The organism is Halanaerobium kushneri, from assembly GCF_900156285.1.
Classification (GTDB): Bacteria; Bacillota; Halanaerobiia; order Halanaerobiales; family Halanaerobiaceae; genus Halanaerobium; species Halanaerobium kushneri.
This window is the reverse complement of record NZ_FTNC01000011.1, coordinates 67,161-83,607: the sequence shown is the minus strand read 5'-3', so window position 1 is coordinate 83,607 and position 16,447 is coordinate 67,161. Positions and strand designations below refer to the sequence as shown.

Annotated in this window: 17 protein-coding genes and 1 pseudogene; 17 read left to right on the top strand and 1 reads right to left on the bottom strand. The window is 34.7% G+C overall.

What is annotated here, in order from left to right:
- Nucleotides 1-16: 16 nt before the first annotated feature.
- From BW929_RS09020 to rnhA, 8 genes and pseudogenes are all read left to right on the top strand, one after another.
- Nucleotides 17-592, top strand: coding sequence for a glycerol-3-phosphate responsive antiterminator (locus tag BW929_RS09020; RefSeq protein WP_076545140.1), 576 nt, complete (start codon nucleotides 17-19; stop codon nucleotides 590-592).
- A gap of 13 nt (nucleotides 593-605) precedes the next feature.
- Entirely contained in the window at nucleotides 606-1,598 is a 993-nt protein-coding gene (dhaK, locus tag BW929_RS09015) for a dihydroxyacetone kinase subunit DhaK (RefSeq protein ID WP_076545138.1), read from the top strand.
- Between the two features lie 15 nt (nucleotides 1,599-1,613).
- Nucleotides 1,614-2,234 (top strand): dihydroxyacetone kinase subunit DhaL, encoded by a 621-nt coding sequence (gene dhaL, locus BW929_RS09010; protein ID WP_076545137.1) that lies wholly within the window; start codon nucleotides 1,614-1,616, stop codon nucleotides 2,232-2,234.
- A gap of 17 nt (nucleotides 2,235-2,251) precedes the next feature.
- Complete coding sequence (gene dhaM / locus BW929_RS09005) at nucleotides 2,252-2,650, top strand: dihydroxyacetone kinase phosphoryl donor subunit DhaM (protein WP_076545135.1); 399 nt, start codon at nucleotides 2,252-2,254, stop codon at nucleotides 2,648-2,650.
- A gap of 82 nt (nucleotides 2,651-2,732) precedes the next feature.
- Complete coding sequence (locus BW929_RS09000; RefSeq protein ID WP_199505754.1) at nucleotides 2,733-3,008, top strand: HPr family phosphocarrier protein; 276 nt, start codon at nucleotides 2,733-2,735, stop codon at nucleotides 3,006-3,008.
- Nucleotides 3,008-4,726: a phosphoenolpyruvate--protein phosphotransferase gene (gene ptsP / locus BW929_RS08995; RefSeq protein WP_076545132.1), complete on the top strand. Its 1,719-nt coding sequence runs from the start codon at nucleotides 3,008-3,010 to the stop codon at nucleotides 4,724-4,726. Before BW929_RS09000 ends, ptsP begins: the two co-directional genes overlap by 1 nt.
- Before the next feature lie 111 nt (nucleotides 4,727-4,837).
- Nucleotides 4,838-5,095 (top strand): annotated as a pseudogene (locus BW929_RS15635) (carboxymuconolactone decarboxylase family protein); the annotation flags it as partial.
- Between the two features lie 150 nt (nucleotides 5,096-5,245).
- Nucleotides 5,246-5,692 (top strand): ribonuclease HI, encoded by a 447-nt coding sequence (gene rnhA / locus BW929_RS15630; protein ID WP_407645379.1) that lies wholly within the window; start codon nucleotides 5,246-5,248, stop codon nucleotides 5,690-5,692.
- Here rnhA and BW929_RS08985 read toward each other — a convergent pair.
- A complete protein-coding gene (locus BW929_RS08985; RefSeq protein ID WP_076545129.1) occupies nucleotides 5,689-6,081 on the bottom strand; it encodes a Fur family transcriptional regulator in 393 nt (130 codons plus the stop codon). The two genes, rnhA and BW929_RS08985, sit on opposite strands and share 4 nt — an antisense overlap.
- A gap of 109 nt (nucleotides 6,082-6,190) precedes the next feature.
- Here BW929_RS08985 and trpS point away from each other — a divergent pair, with 109 nt between their 5' ends.
- The 9 genes from trpS (at nucleotide 6,191) to BW929_RS08940 (ending at nucleotide 16,447) form a co-directional block, all read left to right on the top strand.
- Entirely contained in the window at nucleotides 6,191-7,195 is a 1,005-nt protein-coding gene (trpS, locus tag BW929_RS08980; protein WP_076545127.1) for a tryptophan--tRNA ligase, read from the top strand.
- A gap of 17 nt (nucleotides 7,196-7,212) precedes the next feature.
- A complete protein-coding gene (locus BW929_RS08975) occupies nucleotides 7,213-8,265 on the top strand; it encodes a D-alanine--D-alanine ligase family protein (protein WP_076545126.1) in 1,053 nt (350 codons plus the stop codon).
- Nucleotides 8,266-9,435, top strand: coding sequence for a DNA polymerase IV (locus BW929_RS08970; protein ID WP_076545124.1), 1,170 nt, complete (start codon nucleotides 8,266-8,268; stop codon nucleotides 9,433-9,435).
- Nucleotides 9,436-9,604: 169 nt separating this feature from the next.
- Nucleotides 9,605-10,036 carry a division/cell wall cluster transcriptional repressor MraZ gene (gene mraZ / locus BW929_RS08965; RefSeq protein WP_076545166.1) on the top strand — a complete coding sequence of 144 codons (432 nt, stop codon included), beginning with the start codon at nucleotides 9,605-9,607 and terminating at the stop codon, nucleotides 10,034-10,036.
- An 11-nt stretch (nucleotides 10,037-10,047) separates the two neighbouring features.
- Complete coding sequence (gene rsmH, locus BW929_RS08960; RefSeq protein ID WP_076545123.1) at nucleotides 10,048-10,980, top strand: 16S rRNA (cytosine(1402)-N(4))-methyltransferase RsmH; 933 nt, start codon at nucleotides 10,048-10,050, stop codon at nucleotides 10,978-10,980.
- Between the two features lie 18 nt (nucleotides 10,981-10,998).
- A complete protein-coding gene (locus BW929_RS08955; protein ID WP_076545121.1) occupies nucleotides 10,999-11,469 on the top strand; it encodes an FtsB family cell division protein in 471 nt (156 codons plus the stop codon).
- Between the two features lie 11 nt (nucleotides 11,470-11,480).
- Nucleotides 11,481-13,550: a PASTA domain-containing penicillin-binding protein gene (locus BW929_RS08950; protein WP_076545120.1), complete on the top strand. Its 2,070-nt coding sequence runs from the start codon at nucleotides 11,481-11,483 to the stop codon at nucleotides 13,548-13,550.
- Between the two features lie 32 nt (nucleotides 13,551-13,582).
- A complete protein-coding gene (locus tag BW929_RS08945; protein WP_076545118.1) occupies nucleotides 13,583-15,049 on the top strand; it encodes a UDP-N-acetylmuramoyl-L-alanyl-D-glutamate--2,6-diaminopimelate ligase in 1,467 nt (488 codons plus the stop codon).
- Complete coding sequence (locus BW929_RS08940; protein ID WP_076545116.1) at nucleotides 15,050-16,447, top strand: UDP-N-acetylmuramoyl-tripeptide--D-alanyl-D-alanine ligase; 1,398 nt, start codon at nucleotides 15,050-15,052, stop codon at nucleotides 16,445-16,447.

Below are 16,447 nucleotides of genomic sequence, written 5' to 3'. Positions count from 1 at the left end.
TTAGGGAGGAAGAGATTTGAAACATCTAGTTGGTTATTTTAAAAATTATCCTATTATTCCTGCAGTTCGGGAAATAAAGGATTTAGAGAGAGCAATGAATATTGAAAAAGCAGTATTAATTTTCTTATTGACTGGTTCAATTTTTGATTTAAAAAAATCAATGGAATTGGCTCATGCCAGTGATAAAATTTTAATGGTAAATATTGATCTGGTTAGTGGAATCGCTCATGATAGGGAAGGAATTAAATATTTAGCAGAAAATAATCTCTGTGATGGAATAATTTCTACAAAAGGTTATTTAATTAAAGAAGCCTCCAGACATGGTCTGATGACTGTGCAGAGAGTCTTTCTTTTGGATTCAGCCTCTCTTCTCAGTGCAGAAAAATCTCTTAATCCTCAAACTGTTGATGCAGTTGAAATCTTGCCCGGAATTGCAGCACCATATTTTATCAATAGACAAAAAAAGAGCAGATATGACTATCCAGTGATTGCAGGTGGTTTGATAAAATCGATGGAAGAAGTTGCTGATTTAAAAGAAAAAGGTATTTTTGCAGTTTCAACAAGTGATTATAAGTTATGGGATTTTAATTAAAAGGGTGATATAGATGGGGAAAAAATTGATTAATGATCCAGATAATGTAGTTAAGGAAATGATTGAAGGTATAGTAATGGCAAGTAATGACCGCCTGGAAAAATTAGATGGATATAATATTGTACTTCGAAAAGATGCACCTGTGGAAAAAGTTGCCCTGGTAAGTGGAGGTGGAAGTGGCCATGAACCTGCACATGCTGCCTATGTAGGGCAGGGTATGCTGGATGCTGCTGTGGCTGGGGATGTTTTTACTTCTCCTACTCCGGATGCGATTTTTGAGGCGGTTAAAGCAGTTGATAGTGGGAATGGAGTTCTGCTGATCATTAAAAACTATACAGGAGATTTAATGAATTTTGAGATGGCAGCCGAAATGGCTGAAGCTGAAGGTATAGAAATTGAGCAGGTAATTGTTAATGATGATGTAGCAGTAGAGGATAGCCTTTATACAACTGGCAGACGTGGGGTTGCCGGTACAGTCTTTGTGCATAAAATTGCTGGTGCAAAAGCAGCTTCGGGCGCAGAACTTAAAGAGGTCAAAAGAAGCGCTGAAAAAGTAATAAAAAATGTCAGAACTAAAGGAGTTGCCATTAATCCCTGTCAATTGCCAGCAGCAGAAAATAGTACTTTTAGTCTGGCTGAAGACGAAATGGAAATGGGGATTGGAATCCATGGTGAGCCTGGCACCGAAAAAGTAAAAATAAAAAAAGTAGATGAGATAGTTGACTCGTTGTTAAAAGATATTTTAACAGATCTAAAAATAAAAAAAGATGATAAAGTTGCATTGATGGTAAATGGCATGGGCGGTACACCACTAATGGAACTTTATATAGCAAATAGACGGGCAAATAATTTTCTATCAAATAAAGGTATAAAAATATCTAAAAATTATGTTGGAGAATTTATGACTTCTCTTGAAATGGAGGGGCTCTCGCTAACTATTTTGAAATTAGATGGAGATCTGACTAATTTATTAGAAGCAGAGACTGAAGTTAATTTATTAAAATAGAATTGAGGTAAAATTATGGCTAATAAAACAAAAGAATTATTTTTGAAAACTGCAGATGTAATAATTGAAAATAAGAATTATTTAACTGAACTGGATGCAGCTATTGGTGATGGTGATCATGGTGTAAATCTTGCCAGGGGTTTTAAAAAATTAAAAGATAAATTGGAGAACGGAAGTTTTGAAAGCAGAAGTGAAGTATTTAAATTAACTGCAATGACTCTCATTTCCAACGTAGGTGGTGCTTCAGGACCATTATATGGTACAGCATTTTTAAATATTTCAAAAGTGATTGCTGATAGTAGACTTGATCTGGAGGACTTAGTAGAAATTTCAGAAGAGGCAATTGCTGGAATTCAGAAAAGAGGTAGGGCAGAGGCTGGAGAAAAAACAATGCTGGATACTTTAATTCCCGCTTCAGAATCACTCAAAGAGAGTCGGGATAATAATCTTGATCTGGATACAGCCTTAAAAAATTGTCTACAGGCCGCTGCTGCTGGAATGGAAAATACAATAGAGATGCAGGCTACTAAAGGTCGGGCAAGTTATCTGGGAGAACGCAGTATCGGACATCAGGATCCAGGGGCGACTTCTTCCTATTTAATAATTGAAACCTTTATAAAGAATTCTTTAAAATAAAAAGATGAGGTGTAATAATGGTTAATATTTTAATTATCTCCCACAGTGAAAAAATTGCTGAGGGAACGAAGGAACTGGCTGAAGAAATGAAACAGGCTGAAGTTGATATTCAGGTAGCTGGCGGCACTGGTGATGGTCAAATGGGGACAGATGCTGATTTGATCGAAAAAAAGCTAAAAAGCATGGATTGTCAGGACGGCATAGTAGTACTAGCTGATCTTGGTAGTGCTGTAATGAGCTTTAACATGGTTAAAGAATGGCTTTCTGAAGATAAGCAGAAAAAAATAAAACTTGCTAATGCTCCTATTGTAGAGGGTGCTGTTTTAGCCGCTGTGGAAGCCAGTCTAGGAAAAAATTTGGAGGAAGTACTGGCAGCAATTGAAAAAAAATCAATATTAAATAAAAATAATTTGTAAAAAAGGATGAAATTAATGTTACATTTATGTTAAAATATATAGATGAGTAGTATTAATAAAAAATTTTGAAAGGATGATCAGATTGGTAAAAGAAAAGAAGGTTATAATCACTAATAAGACCGGTCTGCACGCCCGGCCTGCAGCTCAGTTTGTGCAGAAAGCAGGTAAATTTGATTCAAAAATTGAGATAGTTTTTGAAGAAAAAGAGGTCAATGCAAAGAGTATTATGGGTGTAATGAGCCTGGGAGTAGGAAAAGGAAATGAAATTACTGTCAGAGCAGACGGTGAAGATGCTGATAAAGCAGTAGAAGAACTTGTTGATTTCATTGAGGTTGAAATGGCAAAGGAGGACGAATAGTGATTTTATTGGAAGGAATTGCTGCTTCCCCTGGTATTGCTATTGGAAAATCATTACTCAAGCTAGAAAAAGAAATTGAAATTGATAAAGAAAATATTGAAAATGATCAGGTTGAGCAGGAAATTGAAAAGTTACATAATGCTCTTACTGAATCAAAAAAACAGTTGCAAGAGTTAAAAGAAGAAACTGCTGAAAAACTCGGAGAAGAAAAAGCAGAAATCTTTGCTGCTCATTTAATGATTTTAGATGATCCCGAGGTAATACCTGCATTCGAAAATAAGATCAAAGATAATAAGCTGAATGCAGCAGCTGCAGTTAAAGAAGTAATTGATGAATTTGCTGCTATGTTTGCGGCAATGGATGATGAATATTTAAGAGAACGTGGTTCTGATATTAAAGATGTCGGCATGAGAGTTATCAAAAATTTACTTGGTATTGAAGATATAGCTGATAAAATGGACGAAGAGGTTATTATTATTGCAGATGATTTAACACCTTCGGATACAGCTCAGCTGGATACGGAAAAAGTTTTAGCTTTTGTAACAAAAGAGGGTTCAAGAACTTCTCACTCTGCAATTATGGCCCGTTCGCTGGGAATTCCTTCCGTTGTGGGAGTGGGTAGTGAATTAATCGAAAAAGCTGAAAATGGAATGAAGATTATTGTAGATGGCAACAGCGGAAAGATATATTTTAATCCGGATAAGTCGACATTAGATAAATATGAAGAAAAATTAGAAGAATATGAAGCTGAGCAGGAAAGATTAAAAGCTTTTAAAGATAAAAAAGCAGAAACTAAGGATGGACATCAGGTAGAAATTGTTGGCAATATGGGTAATTTAAAAGATGTTGTACCTATTTTAGATAATGGTGGGGAAGGTGTTGGTCTTTTCCGAAGTGAATTTTTATACATGGATCGTAGCGAATTACCTACTGAAGAAGAACAGTTTGAGGTTTATAAAGAAGTTGCAGAGAAGATGGGAGATAAGCCAGTAATTATCAGGACTCTGGATGTTGGTGGAGATAAAGAACTGCCCTATTTAGATTTTCCTGATGAAATGAATCCATTTTTGGGTTATAGAGCTATTAGAGTCTGTTTAGAAAGAGATGATATTTTCAAACCGCAGTTGCGGGCATTGTTAAGAGCCGGCAGCTATGGAAATCTGAAAATTATGTTTCCGATGATTTCTTCTCTTAATGAACTTCTGGCTGCTAAAGAAAAAGTAGAAGAGGCTAAGGCTGAGCTTAAAGAAGAAGGATTGGAATATAATCCAGATATTGATCTGGGAATGATGATAGAGATTCCTGCAGCTGTTATGATAGCTGATAAACTTGCCCGCGAGGTTGATTTCTTCAGCATTGGAACCAATGATTTAATTCAGTATACAGTGGCAGTAGATAGGATGAATGAACAGATTGCAGGAATGCATACTCCCTACCATCCGGCGGTATTGAGGATGATTCAAAAGACTATTGAGTCAGCTCATGCCGAAGATATCTGGGTTGGTATGTGTGGAGAAGCAGCTGGAGAAGAGCTGTTACTTCCATTTTTGCTGGGAGCCGGTCTGGATGAGTTCAGTATGAGTGCTGTTTCAATCTTAAAAATTAAAGAGGTTCTGACCAAATGGACTTTAAGTGAAGCAGAAGAAGTAAGCAAAAAAGTTCTTAATTTAGGAACAGTTGCCGATGTAAAAGATTATTTAAATAAGATAAAGAAATAATAAACTTCTGGCAAATTGAATATTTATATTTAAATATCCCGGACGGCTTTTTGCTGTCCGGTTTCTTTTAAACTTTTATTGATTTTAAATGATATAGTTTGAGGTGTTTTTATGAGCAGAAAAAAGGAAGAGTTTAATCAGTTTCGTCAAAAAATGAATGATATTATTTTACAGGAAGGAGATTTAAATACAAAAAGGTTCTTTAATCTCGATCATAAGGTATATCAGGATGGAGAGCTTCCTGCGAAGACTAAAGAGCTGCTGGGGCTTGTTGCTTCAATGGTTTTAAGATGTGATGACTGCATTACATATCATATTATAGAGTCTTATCAAGCGGGCTGGAGTAAAGCAGAAATCTATGAAGCTTTAAATGTGGCTCTGATTGTTGGCGGATCAATTGTAATTCCCCATATGAGAAGGGCAGCAGAACTTTTAGAAGAACTGGAAGTTGAAGCTGGCAAAAAAAAGGGTATATCTGAGAAAGAAAAAATAATTGAAGATATTGAAAGAGATATTGACCTGACTAACTATCAGGAGTTTAAAGTATATACTGATGGAGCCTGTCTTGGAAATCCAGGCCCGGGCGGATATGCAGCAATTATTTTGGATTCTAATTTAGAAAAATTAAAAGTTGTTTCTGGGGCAGAAACGGATTCTACAAATAACAGAATGGAACTAAGAGCTGTAATAGAGGCCTTAAAAGTTATTCCCGAAAATAAAAAGATAGAACTCCATAGTGATTCTAGTTATGTTATAAATGGTTTATCAAGCTGGGTTGAAGGTTGGAAGAAAAATGGCTGGAAAACTTCTAGTAAAAATGCAGTTGCCAATCAGGATTTATGGCAGGAGCTGGATCAGCTGAGTTCCAAATTTGAATTGAGCTATCAAAAGGTAAAAGGGCATAGTGGTGATCGATATAATGAGGAAGTTGATAGTCTGGCAAAAAAAGAAGCAGAAAAAATTTAATTTTTCTGCTGACATTTCGGACAGATACCGCTAAATTCTAAACGATGTGAATGTGCGATAAATTCTGTTTCAGTATTTATTTTATTATTTAAGTCTGAACTTAGATCAATATCTAAATCATATACTGAGCCACATTTTTCACAGCGAAAATGATAATGATGATCAGGATTGCCATCATAGCGGCTGTGATTGCTTCCATAGTCCAGGACAGTAATTTCACCATGTTCAGCTAAAACATTTAAATTACGATAAACAGTTCCCAGACTGATATTAGGTATTTCCTTTCTTACTTTTTCATATATCCAATCAGCTGTAGGATGAGATTTTGTACTCTTTAAAACTCTCAATATTGCCTTACGCTGTTTAGTCATTCTGGTTTTCTTACTCATTTTATTCCTCCTAAGCTTAATTAATAATCATTATTATCTTTTATTTAATTTTAGCAGAAATTATTTGGATATTCAAGTAAAATTTATTATATAACAGAGGGTGATAATTTTGTCAAAGAAAAAAGAAAAAAGAATTCTAACTGGAGATAGGCCGACCGGAAAATTACATTTAGGCCATTATGTTGGTAGTCTGCAGAATCGTGTCGAGCTGCAGGATGAATATGATACATTTTTAATAATTGCAGATGTACAGGCTTTAACTACAAATTTTGATAGGCCGGAGAAATTAAGTGAAGATGTAAGACAGGTTGCAAGAGACTATTTAGCAGCAGGAATTGATCCAGAAAAAACAACGATTTTTGTTCAGTCTTTAGTTCCAGAAATTGCTGAGTTGACTATTTTTTATTCGATGATTGTTACAGTTAATCAGCTGCGCCATAATCCAACAATCAAATCTGAAGCTGAACAGTATGGCTATAAAGAAATGTCTTATGGATTTTTAGGTTATCCAGTAAGTCAGGCTGCAGATATTACTTTCTGTCGGGCAAATCTGGTTCCAGTTGGTGAAGATCAGATACCACATATTGAACAGACTAGAAAAATTGTTCGTAAATTTAATAATATGTATGGTGAGGTTTTCCCGGAGCCTGAAGCTTTAATTAGTGATTTCCCAAGGTTGATGGGGCTTGATGGAAAGAATAAAATGAGTAAAAGTTTAAATAATGCAATTTATTTAAGTGACAGTAAGGAAGAAGTACAGCAAAAAATTATGCAGGCTAAAACTGATCCCGCCAGAATCCATAAAGATGATCCCGGTCATCCAGAAGTTTGTACTGTTTATCATTATCACGAAGCTTTTAATAGTGAAGAATCCGATGAAATCGCCGAAAAGTGTAGAGCAGGAACAATTGGCTGTGTTGCTTGTAAAAAGCGGCTGGCGGAAAAATTAAATGCTTTCCTTGATCCAATGAGAGAAAGAAGAAAAAAATATCTTGAGAATCCAGAACTTGTTGATCAGATATTAATGGATGGTACAGCAAAGGCTAGAGAAGAGGCACAAAAGACAATGGAAAAAGTCAGAGAAGTTATGAAAATCGATTATTTTAGTAAGTAAAATGGAGGGAGATTTTATTGTTTGAATCAAAGATAAACATTGCCCTATTTTTTGGGGGACGATCAGCTGAACATGAGGTTTCTCTGCTCTCTGCTCGCTCCATCTTTCAGGCTCTTAATCAGGATAAATATAATATTTTTCCGATTGCTATTAGTAAAAATGGGTATTTCAGGTCTTTAGCTGTTTCAAAAAAGATTTTATTTGGTGAAGATAAAAGAGTTCCAGAAGTCGAAAGGACAAATGTTTTGCCAGAGGGAATTCTTAATCTTTTAGAAAATAAAATCGATCTAGTTTTTCCAGTTCTGCACGGACCATTTGGTGAAGATGGGAAGATTCAGGGTTTTTTAGATGTTTTAAATATTAAATATGTTGGCTGTAATCTCCGTGCTTCTGCAGTGGGAATGGATAAAGCATATATGAAACAAATTTTTGCTTATAATGGTATTCCTCAGAGTAAGTTTGAAATTTTAAAAAAAATGGATTACAGTCAGCAGAAAAGCTCTAATTTTTTTAATGAGTTTGCTAAAAATTTAGGTCTGCCATTTTTTATTAAACCAGCTAATATGGGATCGAGTATTGGAATCAGCAGAGTAAATGATTTGCAGTCCTTTGCCAGGGCAGTTAATGAAGCCTTTGAATTTGATAAAAAACTAATTTTAGAAAGTAACGTTGAGGGAAGAGAGCTTGAGTCAGCTGTTCTCGGTAGTGAAAAAGATATTAAAGTTTCTGCTGCTGGTGAAATCATTTCTACTCATGATTTTTATGATTATCAGGCGAAATATGAAGACCAGAGCACTGAACTAATTATTCCAGCTAAACTTTCTCCTGCTGCTAAAGCAAAAATTCGTAATCTTTCTGTACAAGCTTTTAGAGCTGTTGGAGCTGAAGGAATTTCAAGACTTGATTTTTTTGTAAATGAAGAACAGGATCAAATTTTAGTAAATGAGATTAATACTATGCCTGGATTCACAAAATTTAGTATGTATCCTCTGCTTTTTGAGGAAAGTGGAATTTCATATTCTGAACTTTTAGATAACCTGATAGAACTTGCCTTAAAAAAGGATAAATAAATGAGTAAACTTCATATTTTACATGCAGATATGGATGCTTTCTTTTCAGCTGTGGAGCAGCGAGAAAATCCCGAACTGCAAAAAAAGCCTGTAATTGTTGGCGGGGTAAGTTTAAGTAACCGGGGAGTTGTTTCTACGGCTTCTTATGAAGCTAGAAAATTTGGAGTCCATTCGGCGATGCCAATTGCTAAGGCTAAAAAGCTCTGTCCGGCTGGAATTTATCTTCCGGCAAGACATGGACTTTATAAAAAAGTGTCCGGGGAGATTTTTGCGATATTAAAAAAATATACTCCCTTAGTTGAGAAACTTTCTATTGATGAGGCTTTTTTGGATGTTAAAGGTTGTGAGAGATTATATGGAGATTCTATTGAAATTGCAGAAAAAATAAAAGCTGAGGTTAAGCAAAAAACTGATTTAACAATTTCAATAGGTGTTTCAATAAATAAATTTTTGGCTAAACTTGCTTCTGATTATGATAAGCCCGATGGGCTGACTGTAATTAGAAAAAAAGATATTAAGGAGTTTATGCGGAATCTTGATATTGATAAAATATGGGGAGTGGGGGATGTTTTTGCAGCAAAACTGGCTGAAAAAAAGATTTATAAAGCCAGTGATATTTGGCCATATTCTCTGGAAGAATTAAAGAAAAGTTATGGGAAAGCAGGTGTCAAGCTCTTTTTTCTTTCGCGTGGAATAGATAATCGAGATGTAAAAAGTCAAAATGAAATTAAATCAGTCAGTCATGAGGAAACCTTTGCTGAGAACATAAGTGATCGGGATAAGCTGTTTGCCTATTTATTTAAAATGAGCGAAAAAGTTTCTTTTCGTCTTCATAGTAATTCAATTAAAGGCGCGACTATTTTTATTAAGGTTAGATATTCAGATTTTAGTACTTATAGCCGGCAGCAGTCTCTTAAAGTTGCCGTAAATAGCAGTGAAGAAATTTATCAGCGGGCAAAAAATTTATTAATTCAAAATAATTTACTGGATAAACCACTTCGCTTGCTTGGAATAGGAGTTTCTAACTTATGTCTGGAAGGACAGGAACAGTTGAATTTATTTGCTGAAGCTAATGAAGATCAGCTGGATCAGACTATTGACGAGCTGAAGAGAAAATATGGATTTAATAAAATATCACGTGCCCGCAAATTATATTTAAATAATGATTAATTACCCACCATATTTGGTGGGTTTTTTCAATTTTATTAGTAATTATTTCTGGCTGGTAAAATTTTATAATTTTTTTTTGAAAATATAAAGGAGTTTTCTCTTTGATGTAGAATAAATTTATTAAGTGGTGGAAAGTGGAGTAAAAGGGTGGAAAGTGGGAAGTGATATTATGTTTATGGGAGAATACACTCATAATATGGATAAAAAAGGACGTTTAATTATTCCTTCTAAGCTTAGAGATGACTTGAGTGAGCAGTTTGTCATCACCAGAGGGTTGGATAATTGTCTGTTTTTATATCCCATGAATGAATGGAAAGAACTAGAAAAAAAATTAACTTCCCTACCTATGACAAGCAAAAATGCCCGTAATTTTGTCCGCTTTTTCTTTTCAGGAGCCAACGAATGTGAATTAGATAAACAGGGAAGAGTTTCCCTACCTATAAATTTAAGAGATTATGCAGATTTTGAACATGAAATAGTAATAATTGGTCTGGCAAATAGAATTGAACTCTGGGCCAAAGAAAAATGGGATAGCTACATGGATGATGTAGAAGATTCTTATGAAGATATTGCAGATGCAATGGAAGAGTTGGGAATCTAGAAAGGACAAATATGGAATTTGAACATCAGGCAGTATTATTAAATGAGGCAGTTGAATATCTTAATATAAAAGAAGATGGGACTTACCTCGATGGAACTCTGGGGAGAGCAGGTCACAGTTCGGAAATTTTAAAACACCTATCTCAAAAAGGTAAACTAGTAGCAGTTGATCGTGATACAGCTGCTATTAAGGAGGTTAGAGAAAAATTCCCAGCTGAAGACAGACTAATTCTGGAACATTCTAATTTTCAGGATTTTGACAAAGTTTTTGCCAAATTGGGGATTGAAGCAGTTGACGGAATGCTTTTTGATTTAGGTGTTTCTTCACCACAGCTTGATAATCCTGAGCGGGGTTTTAGTTATCAAAATGATGGTCCACTTGATATGAGAATGAATCCTGAACAGAAGTTATCAGCCAGGGATATAGTAAATAATTATTCTAAAAAGCAGTTAGAAGAAATAATTTCTGAATATGGAGAGGAAAATTGGGCTGCCAGAATAGCAGAATTCATTGTAAAAATGCGCAGAGAAAAAGAAATCAGCACAACGAGTGATCTGGTTGAAGTTATTAAAGCAGCTATTCCAAAAGCAGTCAGAAGGAGTGGTGGTCATCCTGCTCGCAGAACTTTTCAGGCATTAAGGATTGAAACTAATAATGAACTGGAACAACTCAAAAATTTAATTGATAAGGCAGTTTCTTATCTAAATCCCGGTGGCAGACTGGTAATTATTACTTTTCATTCACTGGAAGATAGAATAGTTAAACACAAATTTAGAGATCTGGCAAACGACTGTACCTGTCCACCGGATTTTCCAATTTGTGTCTGTGATAAAAGAGCAGAAGTAAAAGTCATAACCCGAAGTCCGATTCAAGCTTCTAAAACAGAAAAAGAGGCAAATCCACGCTCGAGAAGTGCCAAGATGAGAGTAGCTGAGAAGATTTAATTAAAAGGGGGTAGTAAAATGTATCAGGGTCAGGATTATGTTAATTCCGCTTCACAAAGCAGTTATCTTAATGAATCATCCTATAATTTTACTAATGTAAAAAAACAGGCCTTTACAATTTTATACATATTTATGCTGGTTTTTGTTAGTATTTCAATTTTGTTATATGTTTCTCAAATTTTGAATATTAATCATAGCAGTTCCAGATTGCTGGGTCTTGAATCCAAACTGGAAGCTATTAAATCAAGAAATGAGAGGCTTGAAGTTCAACTGGCAAGTAAAACTTCACTGGCTGAAATAGAAAAAATTGCTAAAAAAGAATTAAATATGGTAGAACCAAGTGAAAAAGAAACTCTGGTTTATAATAATCAGTTAAAAAAAGAAGAAAAATATATGGCTGATCTTCCAAAAGAAAAGTTTTTCTTAGCGCAAATTTATGATAAAATAATAAAAGAAGTTATTACTGTTCAGGCTGAATCACTTGAGTAGGAGGATTAAATTTGCAGCAATTTGAAGAAAGCTCAAAAAATAGAATAATATTCTATTTTGCTATAATATTTATACTTTTTATTATCCTGGCACTAAGACTTGTCTGGATCCAGGTCATTAATAGTGCAGAATATGAACATAAAGCTCTAAACCAGCGAATAAGAGAATTTGTAGTTGATTCAGAAAGAGGAATAATTTATGACAATACCGGCAGGAAACTAGCAGTCAGCTTACCAGCTAAGACTGTAGTTGCTCTGCCGGATAATATTATTAATCCTGAAAAAACTGCAGCTGAACTGGATAAGATTTTAAATATTGATTATAAAACTATTTATGGCAGAATAACTTCTGATGCAGCTGCAATTTTTTTGCAGAGAAAAGTTAGTGATGAATTATATAAAAAAATCGAAGCAAAAAATTTAAAAGGGATTACATTTACTGAGGAAAGCAAACGTTATTACCCTGAAGGAGAGCTGGCATCTCATATTATTGGATTTACTGGAGTAGATAATAATGGACTTAATGGACTAGAATTATCTTATAATAACTATTTAAGTGGCAAAGCAGGTAAAATGATTATAGAGAAAGATGCTCAGGGGAAAACTATACCGAATGGAATTAGAGAAGCTGTACCGGGTAGAGATGGTTATAATGTTTATCTGACTATTGATGAGGTAATTCAGTATATGGCAGAAAAAGAACTAAAAGATGCTGCTGATAAATTTGATTTCTCTGGTGGTTCGGTAATTGTAATGGATTCTTCGAATGGAGACATACTTGCAATGGCTAATACTCCGCTGTATGATCCAAATCAATTTGGAGATTATCCTGAAAAAAACTGGCGAAATAGAGCTATTAATGATGTTTTTGAACCGGGCTCAACCTTTAAGATTATAACTGCTGCTTCGGCTCTGGAAGAAGGAGTAATTACTGAAAATGATATTTTAACTGATCCCGGACATATATATGTCGAAAATGAAGAGATAAACTGCTGGAGCAGTCGAGGACATAGAAAACAGACCTTTGCTGAGGTTATTAAAAATTCATGTAATCCCGGCTTTGTAGAAGTAGGAATGAAAATGGATAAAAAGACTTTTTATTCCTATATTAAAGCTTTTGGTTTTGGAGAACAAACTGGGATTAGACTGCCTGCAGAAGCTAGAGGCATTATCCCCGAATATCAGAGAATAGGTCCTGTAGAACTGGCAACTTTTTCTTTTGGTCACGGGATTTCTGTGACACCAATTCAGCTGGCAACTGCCATCTCAGCAGTTGCTAATGAGGGTAAATTAATGCGTCCCAGGCTGGTTAAAGAGGTTGATACTGGTGCAGGAACTAAAAATATTATCAATGAGCCTCAGCTTGTCAGAAGAGTTATATCTAAAAGCACAGCTGATAAGACAAAGGAATTATTAAAACAGGTCGTAGAGAGTGGGACAGGAACTCATGCTGCGATTGAGGGTTACGAAATTGGTGGAAAAACAGGTACTGCCAAGCATTATAATGAAGATATTTATGATTCTTCGTTTATTGGTATAGTTCCAGCTGGCGATAGAGATTTAGTGATTTTGACTATCTTGTATGATATCAAAGGGGAAACTTATTATGGCAGTCAGACTGCCGCGCCTGTTTTTAAAAATTTAACTGAAAATATTTTAAATTACTTAAATATTAAACCGGATCCGGAAGCAAATTTTGTTTATAATAATTCACAAAAAGAAGTAACTGTTCCCGATTTAACAGGACAAAGTTTTTTAAATGCTGAAAGACGTTTGAGAGAAGCTGGATTTAATGTTAAACTAATTGGAGATGGAGAAACAGTTAGAACTCAGCTGCCTGTGTCCGGAGTTAAGAGCAATTACAATTCTACAGTCTGGCTTTTCAGCCAAAAAGAAGATAAAGAAAATATTTTAATACCAGTACCTGATTTTCGGGGTATGCAGGGAACTGCAGCAGTAAAACTTGCCCGACAAAAAGGGCTGCAGGTTAGTCTCAGTGGTTCTGGTAAGGTTATTGGTCAGTCAATTTATCCAGGACGCAGAATTAAAAGTTCAAATAAAATAAATTTAAAACTCCGTTAGTTAAAATTATATTTTATGGAGGTTATATTGATATGGAGTTAAAACAATTATTTAAAAATATAGATTTTGAGTTAAAACAGGGGAACTTAAATCAAAAAATCACAGAAGTAAAATATGATTCACGAGAAATTGAAAAAGACAATTTATTTATTGCAATTAACGGATTTGAAGTAGATGGCCATCAATTTATTGAACAGGCCATTAAAAATGGAGCTGCTGCTGTAGTTATCGAAAAAGATCTGTTAGAATATCAGACTGGAATTAGTTATATTAAAGTTGATAATTGTCGAAAAGTCATGGCAGAGCTGGCAAAGAACTTTTTTGGTAATCCTCTAAAAGATATAAAGTTGATTGGGATTACAGGAACCAATGGTAAGACAACAACTTCTTATTTATTATATAATATTTTAAAGGAAGCTAAAGGTAAAGCTGCTCTTTTTGGAACAATCAAGAATATAATTGGGGAGCAGGAGCTTGACTCAAGCCGAACAACTCCAGAATCTATTGATTTATATAGATATTTTTCTCAAATGCGGGAAGCAGAAGTTAAATACGGTGTTATGGAAGTTTCTTCTCATGCACTTGACTTATATCGGGTTTATGGTATGAAGTTTGCTGCTGCTATTTTTACTAATATTAGTCCTGAACACCTTGATTATCATAAAAATCTGGAAAACTACAGAGAAGTTAAAGCAAGATTATTTGCTCAACTTTCTCAGGCTGAATTTGCAGTGATTAATCTTGATGATTCCAATTCTGATTACATAAAAGAAAAATCAGGTGGGAAAAATTATTTTTATAGTCTGAATGCGAAAACTGCAGATCTTTATACTACTGATTATGAACTTCACCAAAAAGGTATGGAATACAGAACCGGAGGTAAGTTAGATACATTTTTTGAATTAAATTTGGGTGGTATTTTTAATATCTATAATTCGCTTGCTTCTATACTTACAGCTAAATTATTGGGTATTAAAAAAGATACAATTAAAAATGCCCTGGCTAAAATTTCTTCTGTTCCAGGTCGCTTTGAAATTATTAATGTTGGACAAGACTTTCAAATTGTTGTTGATTATGCCCATACTCCTGATGGCATGAAAAATGTTCTGGAAACTGCTTCAGCTATGGAAAAAAATAGATTAATTGTTCTTTTTGGCTGTGGTGGTGATCGAGATCGTAGCAAAAGACCTGTAATGGCTTCTCTGGCAGAAAAATATGCAGATTATACAATTGTGAGCAATGATAATCCACGCAGTGAGGATCCAGAAAACATATTTGCTGAAATAAAGAAAGGTTTTAGCAAGAAATTTAATGCTTATGAGATTATTCCCGATCGCAAAAAAGCAATAGAGAAGGCAATCCAAATTGCTGAGAAGAATGATTTAGTAATGCTGCTGGGGAGAGGACATGAGCAATATCAGATTTTAAAAAATAGAAAGATCAAACTTGATGACCGTCAGATAGCCCATCAGGCGGCAGTGGAAATGAAAGGGATTTAAATGCATAATTTAAGTTTAAGCCAAATTATTGATTTTACAGAAGCAGAACTGCTGCAGGGAAATAAAGATCAGATGATAGAAGAGGTTGTTATTGACAGCAGGGATGTTAAAGATAACTATTTGTTTATTGCAATTATTGGGGAAAACCAGGATGGTCATCTCTATCTTTCTGATGCTGTAAAAAATGGCGCTAGTGCGGTAATTGTTGATCGGAAAATTGAGTCTGAGCTTGGGCAGTCTTCTAAAACAGCAGTTTTAAAAGTTGCTGATACTACAAAGGCTCTTCAGGATTTAGCTCATAATTACAGAAAATCATTTTCCGATTTAAAAGTTATTGCAGTTACTGGCAGTGCAGGTAAAACTACTACCAAAGATTTAATCTACTCTGTTTTGAAGCAAAAATTTAGTTGTTTAAAAACAGAAGGAAATTATAATAACCATATTGGACTTCCTCTTACTTTATTAAAATTAACTGCAGATAATGATGTTGCTGTGCTAGAAATGGGAATGAGTGCAGCAGGAGAAATTAAACTTTTGGCAGAAATTGCAGAACCGGACATTGGAATTATTACAAATGTTGCAGCAGCACATTTAAAACAGCTCGGTAGTCTGGAAAATATTGCTCAAGCAAAGAAAGAATTAATTGATCAGCTTAAGCCTTCAAGTACAGCGATTTTGAATTATGACAATTCGTATACTAAAAAAATGGGGGAAACAACAGCTGCTAAGGTAATATATTTCGGTTTTGGCAGTGGAGCTGATCTGCAGACTATTAAATATAATTTTGACAGTAAAAATGAAATTTTAACTTTTAATATTAAATATAAGGATGACAATTACTCTTTTAACTTCAATAAAGCCGGCAAACATAATATTTATAATGCAATGCCTGCTATTATAACTGGCTTATTATATGGCCTTAGTTTTGAGGAAATACAGCAGGGTTTGATGAAGACTAAATTTTCTTCTAATAGAATGGATTTTGTCGAACTGAACTGTGGAGCCAGAATAATTAATGACAGTTATAATGCTAATCCGCTTGCAGTTAAAGCTGCTCTAGATGTTTTGATGGAACATCAATCAGAGAGAACTATTGCTGTTTTAGCTTCAATGTTGGAATTGGGGGATCAGAGTTCCAGTAAACATCGAGAAATTGGAGCTTATGCTGCCGGTAAAGGGATTGATTTACTGGTGACAGTTGGTCCTGAGGGAAGAGAAATTGCGGCTGGTGCCAGTTTAGAGATGAATTCAGAAAGAATAGTTATTTTAAAAGATAATAAAGAGTGTATTAAATTTCTCATTTCTGAAATAAAAGCTAAAGATTTAGTTTTAATTAAAGGTTCACGTGCCAATCACCTGGAAGAAATTGTTGCCGCATTGAAAACTGAGGAGCTTTAA

Bases quoted from the DNA above. Each gene is read 5' to 3' on its own strand.
- dhaK (WP_076545138.1), top strand. From the start codon at position 606: ATGGGGAAAAAATTGATTAATGATCCAGATAATGTAGTTAAGGAAATG.
- dhaL (WP_076545137.1), top strand. From the start codon at position 1,614: ATGGCTAATAAAACAAAAGAATTATTTTTGAAAACTGCAGATGTAATA.
- dhaM (WP_076545135.1), top strand. From the start codon at position 2,252: ATGGTTAATATTTTAATTATCTCCCACAGTGAAAAAATTGCTGAGGGA.
- BW929_RS08985 (WP_076545129.1), bottom strand. From the start codon at position 6,081: ATGAGTAAGAAAACCAGAATGACTAAACAGCGTAAGGCAATATTGAGA.
- BW929_RS08970 (WP_076545124.1), top strand. From the start codon at position 8,266: ATGAGTAAACTTCATATTTTACATGCAGATATGGATGCTTTCTTTTCA.
- mraZ (WP_076545166.1), top strand. From the start codon at position 9,605: ATGTTTATGGGAGAATACACTCATAATATGGATAAAAAAGGACGTTTA.
- rsmH (WP_076545123.1), top strand. From the start codon at position 10,048: ATGGAATTTGAACATCAGGCAGTATTATTAAATGAGGCAGTTGAATAT.
- BW929_RS08955 (WP_076545121.1), top strand. From the start codon at position 10,999: ATGTATCAGGGTCAGGATTATGTTAATTCCGCTTCACAAAGCAGTTAT.
- BW929_RS08945 (WP_076545118.1), top strand. From the start codon at position 13,583: ATGGAGTTAAAACAATTATTTAAAAATATAGATTTTGAGTTAAAACAG.
- BW929_RS08940 (WP_076545116.1), top strand. From the start codon at position 15,050: ATGCATAATTTAAGTTTAAGCCAAATTATTGATTTTACAGAAGCAGAA.